At 37.5% G+C, this 21849-nt stretch carries 16 protein-coding genes; 8 read left to right on the top strand and 8 right to left on the bottom strand.

Translation table 11 applies throughout. The features are described from left to right. Nucleotide 1: 1 nt before the first annotated feature. The 4 genes from ACJVDK_RS18210 to panB form a co-directional block, all read right to left on the bottom strand. Entirely contained in the window at nt 2-1777 is a 1776-nt protein-coding gene (locus ACJVDK_RS18210; RefSeq protein ID WP_443940067.1) for a sodium:solute symporter, read from the bottom strand. Nucleotides 1778-1806: 29 nt separating this feature from the next. Further along, nucleotides 1807-4293 (bottom strand): PIG-L family deacetylase, encoded by a 2487-nt coding sequence (locus tag ACJVDK_RS18205; protein WP_443938091.1) that lies wholly within the window; start codon nt 4291-4293, stop codon nt 1807-1809. Between the two features lie 126 nt (nt 4294-4419). Continuing rightward, entirely contained in the window at nt 4420-5106 is a 687-nt protein-coding gene (locus tag ACJVDK_RS18200) for an RluA family pseudouridine synthase (protein ID WP_443938090.1), read from the bottom strand. A 95-nt stretch (nt 5107-5201) separates the two neighbouring features. Next, nucleotides 5202-6017 carry a 3-methyl-2-oxobutanoate hydroxymethyltransferase gene (panB, locus tag ACJVDK_RS18195; RefSeq protein WP_443938089.1) on the bottom strand — a complete coding sequence of 272 codons (816 nt, stop codon included), beginning with the start codon at nt 6015-6017 and terminating at the stop codon, nt 5202-5204. 313 nt (nt 6018-6330) lie between these two features. Between panB and carA the strand changes: the two genes are divergently transcribed. The 5 genes from carA to ACJVDK_RS18170 all read left to right on the top strand — a co-directional run bounded on the left by carA (nt 6331) and on the right by ACJVDK_RS18170 (nt 11480). Beyond that, nucleotides 6331-7443, top strand: a complete 1113-nt coding sequence (carA, locus tag ACJVDK_RS18190) for a glutamine-hydrolyzing carbamoyl-phosphate synthase small subunit (protein WP_443938088.1) — start codon at nt 6331-6333, stop codon at nt 7441-7443. Between the two features lie 169 nt (nt 7444-7612). Next, nucleotides 7613-8377: an ABC transporter ATP-binding protein gene (locus tag ACJVDK_RS18185; protein WP_443938087.1), complete on the top strand. Its 765-nt coding sequence runs from the start codon at nt 7613-7615 to the stop codon at nt 8375-8377. Nucleotides 8378-8481: 104 nt separating this feature from the next. After that, complete coding sequence (locus ACJVDK_RS18180; RefSeq protein ID WP_443938086.1) at nt 8482-9603, top strand: ABC transporter permease; 1122 nt, start codon at nt 8482-8484, stop codon at nt 9601-9603. Between the two features lie 187 nt (nt 9604-9790). Further along, nucleotides 9791-10747, top strand: a complete 957-nt coding sequence (locus tag ACJVDK_RS18175) for a Fic family protein (protein WP_443938085.1) — start codon at nt 9791-9793, stop codon at nt 10745-10747. 46 nt (nt 10748-10793) lie between these two features. After that, entirely contained in the window at nt 10794-11480 is a 687-nt protein-coding gene (locus ACJVDK_RS18170; protein WP_443938084.1) for an XAC2610-related protein, read from the top strand. Nucleotides 11481-11522: 42 nt separating this feature from the next. Here ACJVDK_RS18170 and ACJVDK_RS18165 read toward each other — a convergent pair whose 3' ends face one another. The 4 genes from ACJVDK_RS18165 to kbl form a co-directional block, all read right to left on the bottom strand. Further along, nucleotides 11523-12098: a TetR/AcrR family transcriptional regulator gene (locus ACJVDK_RS18165; RefSeq protein WP_443938083.1), complete on the bottom strand. Its 576-nt coding sequence runs from the start codon at nt 12096-12098 to the stop codon at nt 11523-11525. Nucleotides 12099-12100: 2 nt separating this feature from the next. Next, on the bottom strand, nt 12101-12511 hold the full coding sequence (locus tag ACJVDK_RS18160) for a Rieske (2Fe-2S) protein (RefSeq protein WP_443938082.1): 411 nt from the start codon (nt 12509-12511) through the stop codon (nt 12101-12103). A gap of 2 nt (nt 12512-12513) precedes the next feature. Further along, nucleotides 12514-13554 (bottom strand): phenylalanine--tRNA ligase subunit alpha, encoded by a 1041-nt coding sequence (gene pheS / locus ACJVDK_RS18155; protein ID WP_443938081.1) that lies wholly within the window; start codon nt 13552-13554, stop codon nt 12514-12516. Nucleotides 13555-13704: 150 nt separating this feature from the next. After that, nucleotides 13705-14892, bottom strand: coding sequence for a glycine C-acetyltransferase (gene kbl, locus ACJVDK_RS18150; protein ID WP_443938080.1), 1188 nt, complete (start codon nt 14890-14892; stop codon nt 13705-13707). A 231-nt stretch (nt 14893-15123) separates the two neighbouring features. Between kbl and ACJVDK_RS18145 the strand changes: the two genes are divergently transcribed. From ACJVDK_RS18145 to ACJVDK_RS18135, 3 genes are all read left to right on the top strand, one after another. After that, nucleotides 15124-17574, top strand: coding sequence for a DUF5686 and carboxypeptidase regulatory-like domain-containing protein (locus tag ACJVDK_RS18145; RefSeq protein WP_443938079.1), 2451 nt, complete (start codon nt 15124-15126; stop codon nt 17572-17574). Between the two features lie 110 nt (nt 17575-17684). Beyond that, on the top strand, nt 17685-18617 hold the full coding sequence (gene trhO / locus ACJVDK_RS18140; protein ID WP_443938078.1) for an oxygen-dependent tRNA uridine(34) hydroxylase TrhO: 933 nt from the start codon (nt 17685-17687) through the stop codon (nt 18615-18617). A gap of 203 nt (nt 18618-18820) precedes the next feature. Beyond that, the gene (locus tag ACJVDK_RS18135; protein WP_443938077.1) at nt 18821-21694 is read left to right on the top strand and encodes a ligand-binding sensor domain-containing protein; all 2874 of its coding nucleotides are present in this window, start codon (nt 18821-18823) and stop codon (nt 21692-21694) included. Nucleotides 21695-21849: the final 155 nt, after the last annotated feature.

The raw sequence follows: 21849 nt of genomic DNA, 5'->3' as shown, positions 1-21849 counted from the left end.
TTTATGATGATGAATGATGGTTTACTTGTTTAAAAGGATAAATCAACTGAAATATATACGCAAATACAATAACAGCGACAGCACCGATGATGTTCAACCACAAAAAGGATACCACATCAAACTCATAAACGGCAATTACTACAATTTCTGATAAAATAGCCGAAATAAAAATTGGGGTTCCGCCAACTCTCTTGAAATAGAAGGCAACTAGAAATATTCCTAAAATAGGTCCGTAAAACAATGAACCGAGCACATTAACCGCCTCAATAAGCGAACCCATGCGGGTAGCAAACATGGCTACGGCAATTGAAAATAAGCCCCAAACAAGCGTGTGTAAACGGCCATACCGTAATTCTTCCCGATCGCTAAACGTTTGTTTTGCATACAACAAATGAATGTCTTTTAACGAAGAAGCTGCCAAGGAATTTAATGCCGCTGAAATAGAACCCCAGCTTGCTAAAAAAATAACCGCAAAGAGCAAACCCACCATCCCGGCAGGCAAGGTATTTTTTACAAAATAGAGAAAGATATAGTTCGTATCAGTTTTTTCGGCGTTCAGATTCACTTTATTAATGGCCTCCTCTACCCGACCGTGCAATTCCTTTACTTTGTCCTGGGTAGCTTTGAAAGCTTCGAGCGAAGCAGGCAGCTGTACTGATTGCTCTTTACGTTCCTTTAAAACCTTTGCCGATTGTTGATTAAACTGCTGCTGCAACTGCCGATGTTCTTCTTCAAAAACAGCAGCCTGTTGGGGTTCGTTTTTCTTTAAATATTCGTACGAACGACTATTAAAATAAATGGGCGCCGGTTTCAACGCGAAAAAGGCAAATAATAAGGTACCAATTAATAAAATACTAAACTGCATGGGTATTTTAACCAAACCGTTCAATAGCAAGCCCATCCGAGCCGTTGAAGTATCTTTCGCCGTAATGTAACGCCCTACCTGACTTTGGTCTGTTCCAAAGTACGAAAGTGCTAAAAAAAATCCGCCAAAAATCCCACTCCAAATGTTGTATTTATCCTTCCAATCAAATTGGGTGGTAATCACGTTTAGTTTTCCTGATTTACCTGCTAAATAAAGTGCATCCGAAAAGCTAGCTCCATTTGGCATACTTTGAACCAATAAGTATCCCGCAAAAGCCATTGTTCCTAAAATGATTAAAAACTGAAGCTTTTGCGTATGCGCGATTGCTTTCGCCCCACCTACATACGTATAAATCAACAAGATACCTCCTGTAAGCACGTTTGTTAGATAAATATTCCAATCCAACATCGTTGATAAAATAATACTGGGCGCATAAATACTGATTCCAGTTGATAATCCTCTGGAAAAAAGGAAAAGCAAGGCCGTTAATACCCGCGTTTTTTTATCAAAACGCTGTTCTAAATACTCGTATGCCGTGTAAACATTTAACCGTTGAAAAATAGGAATAAACGTAATGCAGATGACAATCATCGCCAATGGCAAACCAAAATAATACTGTACAAAACGCATCCCATCGGTATACGCCTGACCAGGTGCCGATAAAAAAGTAATCGCACTGGCTTGTGTAGCCATTATGCCCAAAAGCACAATGTACCAAGGCATTTTGTTATCGGCTTTCAGATACGATTTATTGCTCTCCTGCCCGCGCCCCACAAAAACACCGTAGAGCACCATCACCAAGAGGGTAAAAATTAACACAAACCAATCGATACCACTCATGCCCAATACGCCGTAAAAAGGTAATAAAAAACAATTTGCAGTATCAATGCTAAGGCTAAAAGCCAATACCACAAATTCCAACTTTTTTCTTTTTGTTCCATCTATTTACCTACCGACAAAAAGTTAAAAAATAAACGTGCAGCTCCTGCATTTCCGGCGGGCAATTGCCTAAAAAAAGCTAATGGACTGTATATAAAATGACCTTTTCCGTATGTAGTATATAAGGTTGATCCTTGCAAAGGCTCTTCGTTAGTATCGTGCATTTCAAACAAGGCTTCATATTTACTATCCCATTTATCGGTAAAATAAGCGCCACGTTCTTGCACCCATCCCTCAAAATCGCTTTGAGTTATTTTATTCGGATAATTCAATAATCGATGATTGGGAAGCAGAAATTTTACGGCAGAATTTTCTTCTGTTACCCGCTTATTGGCTATTGAAAAAGGATAAATCCCCAATTGATTTAAGGTTGCATCCTGCGTGGTGTTGTACTGCATCAACAAAGTACCTCCGTTTTGCACGTAGGCCCAAATATAAGGCATCCATCTGTCCAATCTTTTTTCGGTGTTATTTGCCCGAACCCCCATCACAATCGCATCGTAACTTAAAAATTTAGGATTTATTTTATCCGGCTGTGTGCTTCCGTAAAAATCTTCATCTTTCAATACCTCAACTGCTATTCCGGCTTCATTCAAAAATTCAGGAATAAAATCTCCTGCCCCCATTACATAGCCTACTTTCTTCACCTTTACCTGAAGATCGCCCTTCATGAGTTGCGCAGTCGCGGGCAAGAAATATTGCAAGGTTGGTAAATGTGGATATTGAATTAGCTGCTTATTTTTACCAAATTCTAAACCATTGGTTTCAAAAATGACCGAAAGTTTGGTATCCGTCGTACGGGTCAATTTATTGGCTTCAATTAAGCAGTCGAAAATTTTATTTTTTTCAGTTAAGGAGATCCCTTCAATTGTTTTAACCACCTGACTGCCTAAGCGAAAAATAAGTTTACCATTGTGATACGTTTTATCGGTGTTATTCTTAACGTTTAGGGTAAGGGTTAACTTATCTCCATTTTGAAGTAAATAAACGGGCTGTGAAAACTGGAGCTCTACTGGCGGAATGATGCGCAAGGCCTCCACCACGTCGCCTTTTACAGGATCCAACTTTTTGTATGAAAGTGGCAATTGCACCATAAAAGCCATGCCATCAATTTTCAAGTTTACACGTACCAGCAATGCTGATTCATCCTCTGGTTTACCAATCAGCGTATCAACAGGCACGTTAAATTGCGCGGCGTTTTTGGCTTGATTTGCCAACCAATACGGTTCTGTTAAGGCCGCATTTGCCGGTATTTGTATTTTCCTTTCAAAAGTAATTAAAGAATCAGCCGCCAAAACCCGCTTGATATTATCTTTCTCGTCTAACCAGGCAATCCCTTCAACTACAATTGGTAATTTACTTCTGGCGATGAGATTTAAACGAAAGTTAGCTTCTTGACCTGCCACCATTTCGGGTTGATTGGTTACCACTTCGCCCATAAAACCTGCACAGCTTACAATAATTTTATCCAAGGCTTCCAACTTATCTTTTCTTAAGAACCTATCACGAATGTTTAACATTTTTACACGAAGTGCGAGCAAAGCGGATAAACTTGCATCTGGTTGATTAAAGTTAAAATTGGTTATTATTTTTGCAATGTCTTGATCAATCTCTGCAAGTCCTTTATCTGAAAAAGTTTTCCCTACGCCATCAAAGAGGCTACTCTTGGCGGCAGTACCTGCAACTTGAGCAAAATACTCGTTGCGGATACCCGGCACCGAGCGTGTTCCTGCTCCTTGACTTTTATGCAAACTACGACTAATCCCCGCAAGTTCACCGTAGCCCATTCCCAAAAGCGGGTCGTATTGACCAATGGTAAACTTTAATTGATTTTCAGCAGTGGTATTCACGCTACCAAAATTAAAGGTATTCCAGAGCAAACGAGTGGGTTGCCAGGTATCGACAAATTTTAATTGATTGGGGAATTTTGTTTTATCACCAGCCAACTTGAATGCTTTTTCGGCAATTACAGCCGATGCAGCGTGCTGTCCATGACCCGCGGCGGCCGTGGGTGGGAAACGACAAATAATTACATCGGGACGAAACTTGCGGATTACCCAAACCACGTCGGCGGTAATGCTATCCGCATCCCATTGCTTAAAAGTGTCATTCGTGTTTTTTGAGAAACCAAAATCGATGGCGCGTGTAAAAAATTGTTTTGCACCATCCAGTTTACGTGCTTCCAAAAGTTCATGTGTGCGAATGAAACCTAACGCGGCTCCTTGTTCTGTGCCTAACAAATTCTGACCGCCATCGCCACGCGTTAACGATAAATAGGCCGTTTCAACTTGTTGATCATTTACCAACCAAGATAATAAACCAGTATTTTCATCATCGGGGTGCGCAGCCAAATACAGCACTTTTGGTAAATGTTGCAAGGTTCGGATTTCGCGATAAATCTCAGCTGATTTTAAGGGCCTCACTTGTTGCCCATGAACCACACAAACTGGTACTAGAAAACTAAAAAGACAGATTACTTTTTTAAACATTCGCATGCATCAAAGATGCTTAATTTGCTTTTATTTCCTATCCATCAAAACAAAAAAAGACGAGAATACACACTCAATATGGTAAAATTATCGTTATGAACGAAGCACAACAAACAAGAAAGAGGACTACAAATTTTCGAACCGCTCCCAAAAACCATCTACAGGAAGTTTGGCAAAAATTGTTACCGGTTCTTTTTTTACGGGATGAATAAATTGCAACCGACGGGCATGTAAACAAATGCTTCCTTTGCGACTTCCTCGTGGGTATCCATATTTATTATCGCCCACAATTGGGCATCCCATACTCGATAATTGCACACGAATTTGATGCGAGCGCCCGGTTAAAGGGTCTACTTCAAGTAAAAAATAATCACCCAGTTTTGCCTTTAATTTATACGAAAGTTCGCAGCGCTGACTACCAGGGGCTTCGTAATTGTAATGCGTTACGAGATTTTTCTTTGGGTTTTTAATCAACCAGTGAATCAATGTGGCAGATTCCTTTTCTGGTTTATTTCGTACAACCGCCCAATACGTCTTTTTTACCTCCCTATTTTTAAAGATGGCATTCATTCTTTCCAAAGCTTTGCTCGTTTTTGCGAAAAGAATAACGCCACTCACCGGTCTATCTAAACGATGAACAACACCTAAAAATGCTCCGTTCGGTTTGTTGTATTTTGCGGCAAGGTACTTTTTTACTTGCTCATCTAAGGGTTCATCGCCTGTTTCATCAATTTGCACAATATCTCCTGCGCGTTTATTGACGGCTATCAGATGGTTATCTTCAAAAAGGATGTCGACATCGGTTATGGGCATCGTAATTTGTTATGGGTAATAAGTTGCGGGTTTGCTTTTTTTGATTGTGGATACCTATTTTCGAGCACCTAGGAACACGAAACCCGCAACGCTAATTAATACTGTTCTTTTTCGTTCGGGAAGTCGTTGCTTTTCACATCGCGGATATACGATTGAGCGGCACCTAAAATTTCTTCGTATAAATTGAGGTATTGACGTAAAAAACGTGGTTTAAATCCTTTTGTTAACCCAATCATATCGTTTACCACTAAAACTTGTCCATCGCAATGCTGACCGCCACCAATACCGATGGTTGGAATATCCAAGCTTTCGGTAACCTCTTTTGCCAGTGCAGCCGGAATTTTTTCCAATACAATACTAAAGCAACCCGCTGCTTGAAGTGCCAAAACATCCGTTTTCAATTTAGCGGCTTCCGCTTCCTCTTTTGCGCGAACGGTGTAGGTACCAAATTTATATATAGATTGAGGTGTTAAACCTAAATGCCCCATCACCGGAATTCCAGCAGTAATAATGCGTTGAACCGACTCAATAATTTCTTCACCGCCTTCTAACTTTACCCCATGAGCGCCCGACTCTTTCATTATACGGATAGCCGAATGAAGTGCTTCTTTTGAATTTCCTTGGTACGAGCCAAATGGTAAATCAACCACTACAAAGGCACGTTTAACGGCTCTAATTACCGATGCTGCGTGATAAATCATCTGATCTAATGTTATAGGCAAAGTAGTTTCATGACCTGCCATCACATTTGAAGCTGAGTCGCCCACAAGCAATACATCTAAACCAGCATCATCTAAAATGGTCGCCATAGAATAATCGTACGCTGTAAGCATCGATATTTTTTCACCACGCAATTTCATCTCTTGCAAACTGTGCGTAGTAACTCGTTTTATTTCTTTGTGTACCGACATTGGGTTTGTTTTAATGAACAAAATTAAGTTTTACAATTGGGATATTTCAAATTTCTTTAGCCATAATTAAGTAATGCTTCTGAATATTTGTCTTTTTTTCTCACCTTAAAAATTGTGTTTGATTCCAGCACTGATAAATAATTAAAAAAATCTGACAAAAACCTTTTAAAACAACATAAAATAAGCCTATCTTTGTACCCCGAAATGAAAGGGATATATTCATCGTTTTTTGTAACCCGCAACAACAGCTTTTTAGCTGATATACTTCCTTTTTTCCACTCATTTTTGATAAAAAATCCATATTGTAATTACCATGACTAACTACACCAAGTTACCTGCGATTTTATTACTGGCTGATGGCACAGTTTTTTACGGCAAAGCTGCTGGAAAAATTGGCACTACAACCGGCGAAATTTGTTTTAATACCGGGATGACAGGTTACCAGGAAATTTTTACCGATCCAAGTTATTTTGGACAGATAATGGTTACGACCAATTCGCATATTGGTAATTACGGTATCCATGCCGATGAAATTGAATCGGGTTCAATTAAAATTGCTGGTTTAGTTTGTAAAAACTACAACATTATCTACAGTCGTAAACAAGCAAAAGAATCGATTCAAGATTATTTTCAAAACGATAATTTAGTAGCCATCTCCGACATCGATACACGTGCTTTGGTACGTCACATCAGAGATAAAGGCGCTATGAATGCTATTATATCTTCAGAAATCACTGATTTAGAAGAATTAAAAGAAAAACTTGCTAAAGTCCCTTCAATGGAAGGTTTAGAGCTCTCATCGCAAGTTAGCACCAAAGAACCTTATTTCTACGGTAATCCAAATGCAAGCTTAAAAGTTGCCGCTTTAGATTTAGGTATTAAGAAAAACATTTTACGCAATTTCGATGCGCGCGATATGTACGTACAGGTTTTCCCTGCAAAAACTACATTCGCTGAAATGGAGAAATGGAACCCAGATGGATATTTTATCTCAAACGGCCCTGGCGACCCATCGGTAATGCCATATGCAGTTGAAACCATTCAAGCAATTTTAGCAGCAAACAAACCAATGTTTGGTATTTGCTTAGGTCATCAGCTTTTAGCAGAAGCAAACGGAATTGGTACCATGAAAATGTTTAATGGGCACCGCGGTTTAAATCACCCAGTTAAAAACATCATTAAAAACCACTGCGAGGTTACCTCACAAAATCACGGTTTTGGTGTAATTCCAGAAGAAGTAGAAAAATCAGATAAAGTAGAAGTTACACACATTAACTTAAACGATAAATCGATTGAAGGTATCCGTGTGATAGGCAAAAAAGCATTCTCGGTACAATATCATCCAGAATCTTCTCCAGGCCCACATGATTCACGTTATTTATTCGACGATTTTGCCGATTTAATCACTGGAAAATTGACTTGGTAATCCAAAAAAACATAAAAAAAATCTGCGCATCTACGGCTTCCTAGCTAAAGATTCGCAGATTTTTAGTTTTCAGGGATATTTACCCTTTTAAAACCAACATTTACCGATTTTTACCTTCAACTTAGAGAAATCCGATCTCTTTTCACCCAAAAGCCCTTACCTTCGCAAAATGGAAACGCAAAACGCCATTATCCGTGTTAAAAATTTAGTAAAAAAATACGATGACTTTACGGCCGTAAAGGGTTTAACTTTCGATGTATATCAAAACGAAATTTTCGGTTTATTAGGCCCAAATGGAGCTGGAAAAACAACCACACTCGAAATTATCGAAACATTAAGAGAAAAAACCTCTGGTGAAATCATAGTTGATAATTTTTCTGTTGATACGCAAGCGCAAAACATCAAACAAATTATTGGTGTTCAATTGCAAGCCGCGGGTTATTATCCAAATCTAAACTTAGTTGAACTGCTTGAGCTATTTGCTGGATTATACGGTGCAAACATAAAACCCATGGAAATGCTGCAGAAAGTAAACCTTCAAGACAAGGCTAAGGCCAAATATAAAGCACTTTCTGGAGGACAAAAACAACGTTTTTCAATTGCTACAACACTGATTAACCAGCCCAAGATTATCTTTTTGGATGAGCCTACAACCGGTTTGGATCCGCAAGCGAGAAGAAATCTATGGGATTTAATCACCGATATCCGCAATAATGGCACAACCGTGGTAATTACCACCCACTACATGGACGAAGCAGAGCAGTTATGCGATCGTGTTGCTTTTGTTGAAAACGGCGAAATCATCGCGTTAGATACGCCTGATAATTTAATTGACCAATTGGTTAATACCGGATTCGAGCGCAAAAAAGAAGTTAAAAAAGCCAATTTAGAGGATGTTTTTATTCAATTAACAGGAAAAGAATGGCGCGAGTAGCCCAAACAATACTCAACCTACATTATCCTAAACATAAAAAACACGCAACATTTATATTATCCTTAGCATTCTGATTTAACAATCAAGCAGCAAGCAAAAAAATTATGCAACCAGAATCAAAGCATACACCATCAACCGTAGCAAGTGGAACCGTAAAATACAGTAACACAAAAGCCACTTTAGCTTTAGCAAAGGCTAGTTTCCGCTCCATTATGCGAAGCCCCTCGGCGGTAATTTTCACCTTAGCTTTTCCGCTAATTTTCATTATCGTTTTCGGTTTTATTGGCGGCGGTGGTATGCACATCGATGTGGGAGTTAATCCTGGATCAGACGTAAAAAATCCTGTGATTGGCACGCTCCAACAAACAAAAATGATTCGTTTGGTTAAAGATAAGTCGAAAGAGGACTATGCGAAATTACTAGAAAAAGGAAACGTAGATGCCCTGATTGATATTCAAAAAAAGGCAAATAGCCCTGCTTACACAATTAATGTACACTATACATCAGCATCTCTAGATAAAGGGAACATCTTAAAAACGCTTTTAAACAATCTTTTCTACGATAAAAAACTAAAACCATCAATAGCCGAAATTAAGGAAAGTACCGTTCATGGGCGTGAGTATAAAACCATCGATTTCATTTTGCCGGGTCAATTAGGGTTTTCATTATTAAGCACCGGGGTTTTCGGAACGGCCTTTGTATTTTTAAGTTTGCGCCAAACCTTGGTTATTAAACGTTTTTTTGCTACTCCTGTAAAACGTTCGAGCATTGTGATAGGTGAAGGATTAGCGCGAATTGGTTTTGCCTTGTTAGGGGCTCTTTTTATCATTGTAATAGGCCATTTTTGCTTCCATTTCACCCTCATTCACGGTTTTTTAACGGTCTTTAACATGCTTATTTTAGCCATTATAGGCTTAATTGTGTTCATGGGCTTTGGTTTTATTATTTCAGGCATTGCCAAAAATGAAAGCATGGTTCCGCCTATTTCCAACATTGTTACCTTACCTCAATTTTTATTATCCGGAACTTTTTTTTCTATAGAAGCTTTTCCAACCTGGTTACAACCCATTAGTCGCGCACTTCCGTTAACCTATCTAAACGATGCCATGCGTAAAGTGGCTTTTGAAGGACAAGGTTTATGGGATGTAAAAATCCAAATTTTAATTTTGATTGCCTGGGGAATTGGCATTTACGCTGTTGCTGTAAAAGTTTTTAAATGGGAGTAAAATAAAGATTGCTTTTCCAGCAATGACAATCGTTTGGTACGTCATTGCGAAGCCGGATTGTACGAGTTGAAGCAATCTCAGTAGATTAATTATCGAACAAAGATTTTTAGATGCTTTGTTGTAGGCCTTTTTTGAGAATATCGGATAAATAATTTTTTAAACCAATCCGATATTAGTACATTTGGGTATGTGGAACTTAAATTTGAGCGATTTAGCAGACTTAAAACCTCATATAGAAAGGCTGTATCAAAAAAAAGCTATGCTGGATACCGGTAGGCCATTACCTAGTAGCGCCCTAAATCGTATCAAAACTGAGTTAAGTTTAGAATGGACTTATAATTCAAACAGCATAGAAGGCAATACGTTAAGTCTTCGCGAAACGCAAATAGTACTACAAGAAGGCATTACGGTAAACGGGAAATCACTACGTGAACATTTCGAAGTTTTCAATCACGAAAAAGCAATCAACTATCTATATAGCTTGGTGAACCCTAAATACACTTTGCGCAGCCTAGATATCTTATCGTTACATAGGTTAGTATTACAAAACATTGAGGATGATTTTGCAGGCAGATTGAGAAACGGAAATGTGCGCATTGTAGCGGCTAATTTTACTCCACCTAATGCAAACAAAGTTTCTGATTTACTAGATGAGTTAATTGATTTCGTAAACAACAACACAACGGTGCAAAATGATATTGTATTAACAACCATTTTTCATCATAAATTGGTTTGGATTCACCCATTTTTTGACGGTAATGGTCGTACAGTGCGTTTAGTAATGAATCTTTTGCTTATGCGCGTGGGCTTTCCTCCTGCTATTATTTTAAAAACGGATAGAAAAAAATATTACGAGGCTCTTAATCAAGCCAATAAAGGCAGTTATCATAAACTTTGTTTATTGATGATACAAGCCTTAGAACGCTCGTTAAACATTTATTTAAACGCTTTACCCAATACAGGATATGGCGAATTCTTACCCATTAGTGAAATAATATCGGAACCCGATTTTGAATACGGACATGAATACATTAGCTTATTGGCGCGTACGGGAAAAATTGATGCATATAAAGATGGTAGGAATTGGCTTACCTCTAAAGAAGCTATATACCAATACATAAACACAAGAAAAAGAAAGCGTTAACGTTTTTTAACTTTTAGCGGCAAAATATTCCTGTACCTTTGCTCAAATGAAAAAATTTATTGCCTTTTGTTTAGTGCTGTTGAGTATCCACAGTTTTGCTCAGTATAAATTTAGCGACCCGAACAGTTCATCTGTTTACAGAGCGAAGATTTTTGTTGCCCATAATACCGACTCCCTTTGCAGCGGGAAGGCTACTATTTTAGTTTTTGATAAAATTACCGGAACGGAAATACAACGATTAACTTCTGAAGACCTGATTTTTACACTTAAGCCCAATCAAAACCCCAAATTAGACTGGGTAGAATTAGGCAAGTACCAAAGTCCCTTAGTTTTTGGCGATTTTGATTTCGACGGAAATGAGGATATCGCCATTAGAAATGGCAGCAATAGTGCCTTCAAAAAGCCCTCGTACGATGTGTATTTGTACAAAAAAGCAAAAGATATTTTTGAGAAAAACAGCATACTAACCACTATTGCCAGCGGAAACCTGGGCATGTTTACCGTTGATAAAAAAGCAAAAGAAATTACAGTAAATCAAATTGAGGGCTGCTGCATACACAAAAGCATCAATTACACATTCGACACTCACAAAGGTTTAACCGAAGTATCTTCTATGATCGAAGACACACACGCAAAAGATGAAGTGGTGGTTATTAAGCAAAAATTGATAAACGGCAAAATGCAGCAAAAAGTAGAAAAATTTAAAGCATCAGACTACTTTAAAGCAAATTAACATACGTATTTATTTGCTTTAAAGACTAGAAAAACACTGTTTTTACAAGGCTGCTTTTACCAAAAATGGCAATATTTCTTTCTGAAAACTTACAAAGTTTTTGCGCACATCCGAATCACTTACCGAAGTAAATGCAAAAGAAAACACAATGCTTTTACTGGCTTTCAACAAAAAGGCTAAACCTTCTCTACGAGCAGGATTGTTTTTAAAATTATCCAATTGGAGGTAAGCCGCTAATAAAAGTGCCTCTAACTGATCAGAAAGATGTTTTAAAAATTCTTGTGAATTGGTGTTCTCACGCACGAAATCCCAACCTATGAACTCATTACATGCCGTAAACGACAGTCGGCTGGTTTTCATCACCAAGGCTTTTAAATGCTCTTCTTCCGACGAATAGCTTACTTTATTACTTAAAATTTCATGTAAATTTTGATCAAGATAATCCATTAGAATGCTATCCAAAACCTGTTCTTTACTTTCGAAATATTTGTAAATAGTTGCTTTTGCGATGCGTGCTTTTTTGGCAATCTCGTTTACGCTGGTTTTGTGGTAACCGTATTTTCTAAATAATTCTTTTGCGGCTTTCTTTACAGTATCTTTTATTTTTTCAGCTTCCATTCTTAATTAGTTACGCGTATGGTGTTACCTGAGATGCTAACGAGATATTCTCTTAAGTATCGGGCAGCAGGGGCTTTTGCAGGACTTCCGTCTTCGAGCAAAAATTTAGCGCCCGTACAAGGGTCGGTTACAGTTATATAATTATCATCAATTTCAACAGCACACATGTTGCGAGGGTTTACAGTACTGCAACGATCGTACGCTACGTACTTTCCGGCTACATTCCTATACAAGATTAAACCCGCTACGCCCTGTCCTTTTACAGTCACAGGTTTTCCTGATGACAGACCTACCAAATTGGGATCCGTTAAAAGCGTAGTGTAATTTACCGGTACATTCGGCACAAAATCTTCTTCTTTGCCACAACTAGTACATAGTACAACCAGACACAATATGCTGTATAAATACTTCATCCTTAAATTAAGGTCGACTTGTATTGTTTTAAGAAACGAACATCGTTTTCAGAAAATAAGCGCAAGTCTTTAATTTCAAACTTTAAATTGGTAATCCTTTCAATTCCCATTCCAAAGGCGAAACCACTGTATTTTTTTGAGTCGATACCACAGTTTTCCAATACATTTGGATCAACCATTCCACACCCTAAAATTTCTACCCAGCCACTGTATTTACATAAATTACAGCCATCGCCTTTACAAATGGTACATGAAATATCCATTTCAGCTGAAGGTTCTGTAAACGGGAAATATGATGGACGGAAACGCACTTTAGTACCTTCGCCGTATAATTCTTGCACAAAATAGAATAAGGTTTGTTTTAAATCGGCGAATGAAACGTTTTCATCCACATACAAGCCTTCAATTTGATGAAAAAAGCAATGTGCCCTTGCAGAAATTGCTTCGTTACGGTATACACGTCCGGGCATAATGGCACGGAATGGTGGTTGTCCTTGCTCCATCATACGCACTTGTACCGATGAAGTATGGGTACGCAAAGCGATATCCCCTTTTTCTCCTCCCTTTTTAATAAAGAAGGTATCTTGCATATCTCTAGCGGGGTGTTCTTCAGGAAAATTTAAGGCCGAGAAATTATGCCAATCGTCTTCAATCTCTGGACCTTCGGCAACGGTAAAACCTAGCTTTGCGAAAATTTCTACAATTTCTCTGCGTACCAATGCTAAAGGATGGCGAGAACCTATTTCAAAACCTTCACCCGGCAAAGACAAATCCAGTACAGCGCTTTCTGTTTTCTGACTTGAAGCTTCGGTAACTTCTTTTAAAGCTAAATATTTTGCTTCGGCAAGCTGTTTAAATTCGTTCAAAACCTTACCTAACGAACGTTTTTCTTCAACAGAAACATTTTTAAAATCATCAAAAATCTCTTTGATAACTCCTTTGCTTCCTAAGTATTTTATACGAAATTGTTCTAACTCGTCTGCTTTTTCAGTTACAAAAGCATTAATTTTTTCGGTGTATTGTGTTATTTTTTCCTGTAACATGGCTTCAAATATACAGCAAATTTTCTTTAGATTTTATCCCGTTTGAGTTCAAAATATCCATTCAATTGTAATTTATTAAAGAAAATGAACTCAAAACAAAAAAAGCCGCAGTAAATTGCGGCTTTTAAAAATTCGGTATACAAGGGCTGATTAAATAACGCCTAGTTCTTTCCCTACTTTTGTAAAAGCTGCAATAGCTTTATCTAAATGATGTTGTTCATGCGCTGCAGACAGTTGAACACGAATACGCGCTTTTCCTTGTGGAACAACCGGATAAAAGAATCCGATTACATAAATTCCTTCTTCTAACATTTTCGCAGCGAATGCTTGAGCAATTTTAGCATCATATAGCATAACTGGAACAATTGGATGGAAACCTGGCTTAATATCGAAACCTGCTTCAGTCATTTTCTCGCGGAAATATTTTGTGTTGCTTTCTAACGTATCGCGTAAAGCGGTAGTTTCACTTAGCATATCTAAAACCGCAATAGAGGCACCTGCAATAGATGGAGCCAAGGTGTTCGAGAACAAATATGGACGCGAACGTTGACGTAACATTTCAATTATCTCTTTCTTACCTGAAGTAAAACCACCCGATGCACCACCCAAAGCTTTTCCTAAGGTGCCGGTGATAATATCAATGCGGTCCATTACGTTGAAATGCTCGTGTGTACCACGTCCGGTTTTACCAATAAAACCCGAACAATGTGACTCATCAATCATAACCAACGCTTCGTATTTATCAGCTAAATCACAAATTTTATCTAAAGGAGCAACAGAACCGTCCATAGAAAAAGCACCATCGGTTACAATAATGCGATGTCTGCAATCCTTTGCGGCAATTAATTGTTTTTCTAAATCTTCCATATCCGTGTTTTTATAACGGAAACGTTGTGCTTTACATAAACGCACGCCGTCAATAATGGATGCATGATTTAATTCATCTGAAATGATGGCATCTTCTGCTGAAAAAAGAGGTTCAAAAACACCGCCATTGGCATCAAAAGCTGCTGCATATAAAATCGTATCTTCCGTACCCAAAAACGAAGAAATTTTTGCTTCAAGTTCTTTGTGAACATCTTGTGTACCGCAAATAAAACGAACTGACGACATACCATATCCATGTTCATCAATCGCTTTCTTAGCAGCTTCAATTACTTTGGGATGAGAAGACAAGCCTAAATAGTTATTTGCACAGAAATTTACCACTTCTGCACCGCTATTTACTTTAATATCTGCACCTTGTGGAGTTACAATAATGCGTTCGCGTTTATATAATCCTGCATTTTCTATTTCTTCAAGTTCCTTTTGTAGAACAGGTTGTAGTGTTTTATACATAATTTATTTTGATGATTGCCTGAACTCCAAAGGTATAAAAATGCATGGATAGTATAAAAATTATGGCCGATTGAACAATCGTTTGCGCATTTTTTTCGATGAATAAAGCCCATATTTTCAGCTTGATATACAAATTCGAATAAATAAATCACTTTTTAACAAACAATAATTCTATTTTAGTGGTCATGTATCTTATTGATTAATAATTTACTATCTGATTAACTTACATCTATGCTAAGAACTGCCTACCTGATAATCATTCTTTTTCTTGTAAACACCGTGCTTTTTGCCCAACAATTCACATTGAGTGGAACGATTCAAGACGAGAGTGGCCAACCCGTGCCTTTTGCGAGTGTTTTTTTAAAAAACACCACGCACGGAACCTCCGCCAACATTAACGGTAAGTATATTTTCAAATTGGACAAGGGAAAATACACAATTTCGTATCGAGCAATTGGTTTCAAAACCAAAGAAGTTTTGATAAATTTAACAGACGATCAAACACACAACATTACACTGAAGGCTGAAAACTATGCCTTGGAAAACGTAACAATCCACGGAAATGCCGAAGACCCTGCTTATGCCATTATTCGCCATGCGATTGAAAAACGAAAAGAACATTTAACAGAAGTAAATGCATACGAATGCGATGTGTACATAAAAGGAGTACAAAAATTAAATGGCGCACCCAAAAAATTCTTAGGCCGAAATATTCAAAAAACACTCGATTTAGACACCAACCGAAAAGGAATTATATACCTATCTGAATCGGAAAGTAAATTTAGTTTCCAACGCCCAGATAAAATTCACGAAGAAATGATTTCGTCTAAACTATCAGGAAGAAACAATGCTTTTAGCTTTAACAAAGCTTCCGATTTAATGATTGATCTATACGAAAACATTGTTCTCGAAAATAATTTAAGTGCACGTGGTTTTGTATCACCTATTGCCGACAATGCTTTATTTTACTATAGCTATAAACTTTTAGGAGAGCTACATGAAGGTGGTGAAACGATTCATAAAATTGAAGTGATTGCTAGAAGAGAAAACGATCCAGTTTTTAGAGGAATCATTTACATCTTGGATAAAAGTTGGCGTATTTACAATGCTGATCTTTTCTTACTAAAAAAGGCAGGTATCAACTTTGTTGATACCCTGAGCATGAATCTGTCCTACACAAAAGTTAAAGAAGTGTACATGCCAACCAATGTCAACTTAGAATTTTCGGGCAATTTATTGGGTTTTAAATTTGCGGGATATTACTTGGCATCGTACAGTAATTACAACCTTAATCCAAAATTTCCAAAAAACTATTTTAACGGTGAAATATTAAAAATTACCGAATTTGTAAACAAAAAAGATTCTCTTTACTGGAAAAACAATCGTCCGATTCCACTCACACTAGAGGAAAAGCTCGATTATGTTAAGAAAGATAGTATAGCTAAATTAAAGGAATCGAAACATTACCTTGATTCTGTTGAAAATGCCAATAACAAATTTGCCATCAACAAACTGCTATTGACACCCTATAGCATCAATAAACGATACGAAAAGAAATTTTACACCTTCGACCCGATTTTACGCTCCATTTTTTACAATACGGTAGAAGGTCTTGCCATTAAATATGGCGTAACCTACAGGAAGGAATTTGAAAACCGCGTTAACTATACCATTCGCCCCGAAATTAGATACGGATTGGCAATTAACAAATTTACCGGTAGCCTAACTGGAAATTACCATTACAACCCCAAGAAAAAAGCGAATGTTGGAATTTCCTTTGGAAATGGGATTTTTGATTTAAACAATGTAGGATCTATGACCCTCTTTGGAAACAGTATCAACTCTCTCTTTTACGGCAAAAATTTTCTGAAATTTTATGAAAAAAATTATCTAAAAGTTTATTCATCAAGAGAATTGACCAGTGGCTTACAAGCCTCAATTGGCATGGAATACAACCAAAATAAAACCTTGGTTAATCATACCGATTTTTATCTCATCAACACTAAAGATTTGGCATTCACATCGAATAATCCTTTTACGCCTGAGGTAGAAACACCACTGTTTCCAACATACAAGGCCTTTACCCTAAATGCAAGCTTAACCTATTCTATCGGCCAGCACTACATTACGCGCCCCGACGGTAAATTTTATACCGAGTCTAAATACCCGCAAATAACTTTATCCTATAGTAAAGGATTAAAAAATACGCTGAGTAGCGATATCGATTATGACTTTCTGAAGTTGGAAGTTTACCAAGAAAAAATAAATTTTGGCTTATGGGGCTATAGTACTTTTCTAGTAGGAGTTGGTGGTTTTCCGAACAACAATAAAATGTATTTTCCCGATTATAAGCATTTCGCCGGAAACATTTCAACCATCTTCCCGCCTAATATCCGAAAATTCCAGTACTTGGATTTTTATCAATTTAGTACACGCGAAAAATATTTTGAAGCCCATTTAGAACATAGTTTTGGAGGATTTTTTATCAACAAAGTACCACTATTACGTAAAACAAAACTTGAAGAATTTATAGGCGGTGGCTATTTATCATCACCAGAAAAGAAGAATTACAAAGAATTTTATTTTGGTCTAAAACGCCTCATCTTTAGAGCAAGTTATGGTTTTGCATACGATGGCAGCAAGAAAATTGCCCAATCTATTCGCTTTAGCTACGGTTTCTAAGTTTTGTATGCCAGGGTAAAAAGTACAGAGATAGTTGGTTAGCTAAATTCAGATGATTTTTGTATCTTTGCAGCGCTTTAAACGCCCTTTGCATGGGTATCAATAGCGTTATGAAAAAATATCAAACATTACTTTATTACTGCTACAGCCGCATTGAAGAGGCTGAACAATTTGCAGCAGATCACCTTAAATTTTGTAAATCGTTAGACTTGGTAGGTCGAATTATTGTGGCCGACGAAGGTTTAAACGGAACTGTTTCGGGTACTCCAGAAGCGTGTTCTGCCTATATGGAAGCCATTCACGCTGATGCGCGATTTGCTAAAACAGAATTTAAAATTGACCAAGTAGATGAACCTTCGTTCATTAAAATGCATTGTCGCTACAAATCAGAAATTGTTCACTCGGGTTTAAGAGATACTTCTATCATTGATCCAAATGAACGTACCGGAAAACATTTAGAACCGGTTGATTTCATGAAAATGAAAGACGACGAGGATGTGGTAATCTTAGATGTGCGCTCCAACTACGAACACAACTTAGGAAAATTCAAAAATGCAGTAACACTGGATATTGAGAATTTCCGCGATTTCCCAGAAAAAATAAACGAACTTGCTCAATATAAAGACAAGAAAATTTTAACCTATTGCACCGGCGGTATCAAATGCGAAAAAGCATCTGCATTACTTTTGCATCATGGATTTAACGATGTGTATCAACTACATGGCGGTATCATCAAATACGGAAAAGAAGCCGGAGGAAAAGATTTCGAAGGTAAATGTTATGTTTTCGACAATAGAATTGCTGTTGACGTAAATGAGGTAAATCCAACAGTAGTTTCTGTATGCTACAACTGTGGAAAAACAACACCAAAAATGATTAACTGCGCCAATCCAGAGTGTAATGAGCACATTACGCAGTGCGATGAATGTGGAGATAAATTACAAGGATGTTGTTCAGAACCTTGCACAACCAATCCACGCAAGCGTCCATATGATGGAACAGGTTATTACGTAAAAGTACCGCAACCGGTAGCTAACGCATAAAAATACACAACAAAGGGGGGATGTTTGACAAAACATCCCCCCTTTATTGTTTTATACCCAAGAATACACGCAGGCCATTTTCTTAGCACAGGCTCGCTTCATTTTAGCTGAAGAAAAACCTTTCAAACTGCTGCAACATTTTCATTCTCCTACTTTAGCATAGTTTTTGCAAGTAAAAGACTCAAGATTATTCATGCGCATTTATGCAAAAACGTTTTCGCCTTACAATTGCCTTTCTTTTTCTGCTTATCCTGCGACTGCATGCCGTAGATATTCAAGGCATTGGCGCTCCCTATGTCGAAAACTTCCGAAAGGCAACCTATGCAGCAGGCAACCAAAACTGGGCAATTGATAAAGACAAAAATGGGGTCATGTATTTTGGGAATGCAGAAGGGCTATTGGCCTTTGATGGTCGCTATTGGGCAAAATATAAAATGCCCAATAAACAAATTGTACGAGCCATAGCGGTTGATTCCACTGGCAGAATTTATGTAGGTAGTTTTGGCGAGTTTGGCTTTTGGTCGCTTCAAAATAATGTGCTTCAATTCACTTCAATAAGCAAATTATTACCCAAAAATGAAACACTAAACGACGAGGTATGGAAAATTTACATCGATAAAAATCAAGTCATTTTCCAAACTTTCTCGCGCATTTATCTGTATCAGAATAACCAACTCCAAATAGTAAAATCGCCTAATTCTCCTTTTCTCTTTTTACACAAAGTGGATGAACATTTTTATGTAGAAGTATGGGGTAAAGGGCTCTATGAATTAAAAGAAAAAAAACTGATTTATCTCCCAAAGAGCGATAAACTAGGAGGAGAAGGCATTTTATCTATGCTTCCATACAAAAACAATCAATTGCTGATTGGAACGAGCAAGAATGGACTATTCCTGTATAACGGAGCCGATTTTATACCTTTTCGCTCTGAAGCAAGCAATTTTCTAAAAGTCTATCAATTAAATAATGGCTTCCGAGTATTAGGGAAGTATTATGCCTATGGAACCATCCTCAACGGAATCATTATCTTAGATGAAGGAGGAAGAATTGTACAACGCGTAAATAAATCAACTGGATTACAAAACAACACCGTTTTAAGTATTTACAGCGATAACGAACAGAATTTATGGACAGGCTTAGACAATGGAATTGACCGCATTGAGCTAAACTCATCCTTATATTACCATTTAGATAAATTTGGCTTGTTTGGCACGGTTTACTCCAGCATCGTGTACAAAGGTAAAATCTATTTAGGAACCAACCAGGGGCTTTATTACAGCGATTGGCAATCAATCAACAACCAACTAAAGCCACTTCGGTTTCAATTAATCCCACATTCTCAAGGACAAGTATGGGATTTATCAATTATTGGTAGTGAATTAATCTGTGGCCATAACAACGGAACGTTTCGTGTAATTGACAATCGGATAGAGAAAATATCGGATGTTAGTGGCGGCTGGACGATAAAAAACCTACAATCAAATTACTTTGTTCAAGGCACCTATAATGGCTTGTCTATTTTCAAAATGTCGGCTGAAGGTTTAAAATTTGTGCGCCAAGTTGAAGGATTTAATGCGCCTTCTCGAAATGTGGAACAAGACTACAAAGGTGATATTTGGGTAAGTCATGCCTACAAAGGATTGTATCGATTAAAACTAAGTCACGATTACACCAAAGCAACTGCCATAAAATACTTTGACCAAAAAAATGGTTTACCGAGTACTCACAACCTCAACATTTTTAATTTGTACAACAAAATTCTCTTTTCATCAGACAAAGGGTTTTACACCTATGATGAATTTAGCAATAAATTTCAGCTGTTCACATCCTTAAACTCGAAATTAGGAACCTTTGCAAGCTCCAATAAAATCATCCCGGCAGGAGATAAAAAATACTGGTTCATCAACCATGGAAAAACAGCATTGGTTTACATACGAGAGCCCGGAAAAATAGAAGTCGATTCCAATCAGTTTAGCCAATTAGATGGACGCATGGTACAGTATTATGAAAACATTAGTCAAATTGATTCTTCCATATACCTTATTAGTGTAGACGATGGCTTTGTGATTTACAAGCCTACCCATACACCTATTCCAACCAAACAAAACCTGCCGGCTGTTCTTATTAGGCAAATTGATGACATTACCGATAAATTTAGCATTATCAGCGAAACCAATGCGCCCCTTAAAATTGCCAATAATCGCAACAATATCCGCATTTCATTTTCGCTGCCCACATATAGAAAAAGTAACATTAAATTTCAGTTTTACCTAGAAGGATACTCGAAAGAATGGTCGGATTGGAGTTATGCTACCGAAAAAGACTTTACTAATTTAAGCGCCGGAAAATATGTATTTAAAGTACGGGCGAAACTAAACAACCATACATTAAGTGAGATAACGCGTTTAAATTTCACCATTTTACCCCCTTGGTATTTGAGTAACTGGGCCATTTCTTTTTATATTTTATGTATCGTAATAGCCTTAATCCTAGGAAAAAAAATATACGAAAGAAAACTTTATAAAGACCGAGAAAAAATTAGCAAACACTTGCAAGCGGAGCAGGAAGAACTATTCCGCAAAGAAGCCGATGCCAATGAGAAGCAAATTGCAAAATTACAAACGGAAAAATTGCAAACCGAACTCGCATCAAAAAACAGAGAATTGGCCAATTCGGCAATGAGCTTGGTGTATAAAAATGAACTTCTTCAAAAACTAAGTGAAGAGGTTGCAAAACTTAAAGACGAAGAAGGCAAAAGAATACCCGATGACCAAACACGCAAAATCCAGAAAGTAATTATAGAAGGTATGAATGATGAGCGCGATTGGAATCTTTTTGAAAACAGCTTTAATGAGGCACATGAAAGCTTCTTTAAAAAACTAAAAGCGCAATACCCAGATTTGGTACCAAACGATTTAAAACTCTGCGCATATTTACGGATGAATATGAGCAGTAAAGAAATGTCTTCGTTGCTTAACATCACCCTTAGAGGAATAGAAATCCGCCGTTATCGTTTAAGAAAAAAACTTCAAATATCGCACGAAAAAAACCTGACGGAATTCTTGATGGAATTATAAAAACACTACACATTCCAACTCTTTCACTCAATCTCTACTACGTCATTACCTCTCATCCCACCTTAGTTAACACATACAAAACAGTTGGTGTAACAACTACACCAACGTATTAAAAACAATTAAATCAAAGTATTTAAACGGTGTTTTTGGGCTAT

The organism is Pedobacter paludisoli (genome assembly GCF_052344095.1).
Lineage (GTDB): Bacteria > Bacteroidota > Bacteroidia > Sphingobacteriales > Sphingobacteriaceae > Pedobacter.
This window is presented reverse-complemented; position numbering and strand designations above follow the sequence as displayed.

Excerpts from the sequence above, each read along its gene's own strand:
- ACJVDK_RS18145 (WP_443938079.1), top strand. The coding sequence starts at position 15,124 with ATGCTAAGAACTGCCTACCTGATAATCATTCTTTTTCTTGTAAACACC.
- kbl (WP_443938080.1), bottom strand. The coding sequence starts at position 14,892 with ATGTATAAAACACTACAACCTGTTCTACAAAAGGAACTTGAAGAAATA.
- pheS (WP_443938081.1), bottom strand. The coding sequence starts at position 13,554 with ATGTTACAGGAAAAAATAACACAATACACCGAAAAAATTAATGCTTTT.
- trhO (WP_443938078.1), top strand. The coding sequence starts at position 17,685 with ATGAAAAAATATCAAACATTACTTTATTACTGCTACAGCCGCATTGAA.
- ACJVDK_RS18180 (WP_443938086.1), top strand. The coding sequence starts at position 8,482 with ATGCAACCAGAATCAAAGCATACACCATCAACCGTAGCAAGTGGAACC.
- carA (WP_443938088.1), top strand. The coding sequence starts at position 6,331 with ATGACTAACTACACCAAGTTACCTGCGATTTTATTACTGGCTGATGGC.
- ACJVDK_RS18170 (WP_443938084.1), top strand. The coding sequence starts at position 10,794 with ATGAAAAAATTTATTGCCTTTTGTTTAGTGCTGTTGAGTATCCACAGT.
- ACJVDK_RS18200 (WP_443938090.1), bottom strand. The coding sequence starts at position 5,106 with ATGCCCATAACCGATGTCGACATCCTTTTTGAAGATAACCATCTGATA.
- ACJVDK_RS18175 (WP_443938085.1), top strand. The coding sequence starts at position 9,791 with ATGTGGAACTTAAATTTGAGCGATTTAGCAGACTTAAAACCTCATATA.
- ACJVDK_RS18165 (WP_443938083.1), bottom strand. The coding sequence starts at position 12,098 with ATGGAAGCTGAAAAAATAAAAGATACTGTAAAGAAAGCCGCAAAAGAA.
- ACJVDK_RS18135 (WP_443938077.1), top strand. The coding sequence starts at position 18,821 with ATGCAAAAACGTTTTCGCCTTACAATTGCCTTTCTTTTTCTGCTTATC.
- ACJVDK_RS18205 (WP_443938091.1), bottom strand. The coding sequence starts at position 4,293 with ATGTTTAAAAAAGTAATCTGTCTTTTTAGTTTTCTAGTACCAGTTTGT.
- panB (WP_443938089.1), bottom strand. The coding sequence starts at position 6,017 with ATGTCGGTACACAAAGAAATAAAACGAGTTACTACGCACAGTTTGCAA.
- ACJVDK_RS18160 (WP_443938082.1), bottom strand. The coding sequence starts at position 12,511 with ATGAAGTATTTATACAGCATATTGTGTCTGGTTGTACTATGTACTAGT.
- ACJVDK_RS18185 (WP_443938087.1), top strand. The coding sequence starts at position 7,613 with ATGGAAACGCAAAACGCCATTATCCGTGTTAAAAATTTAGTAAAAAAA.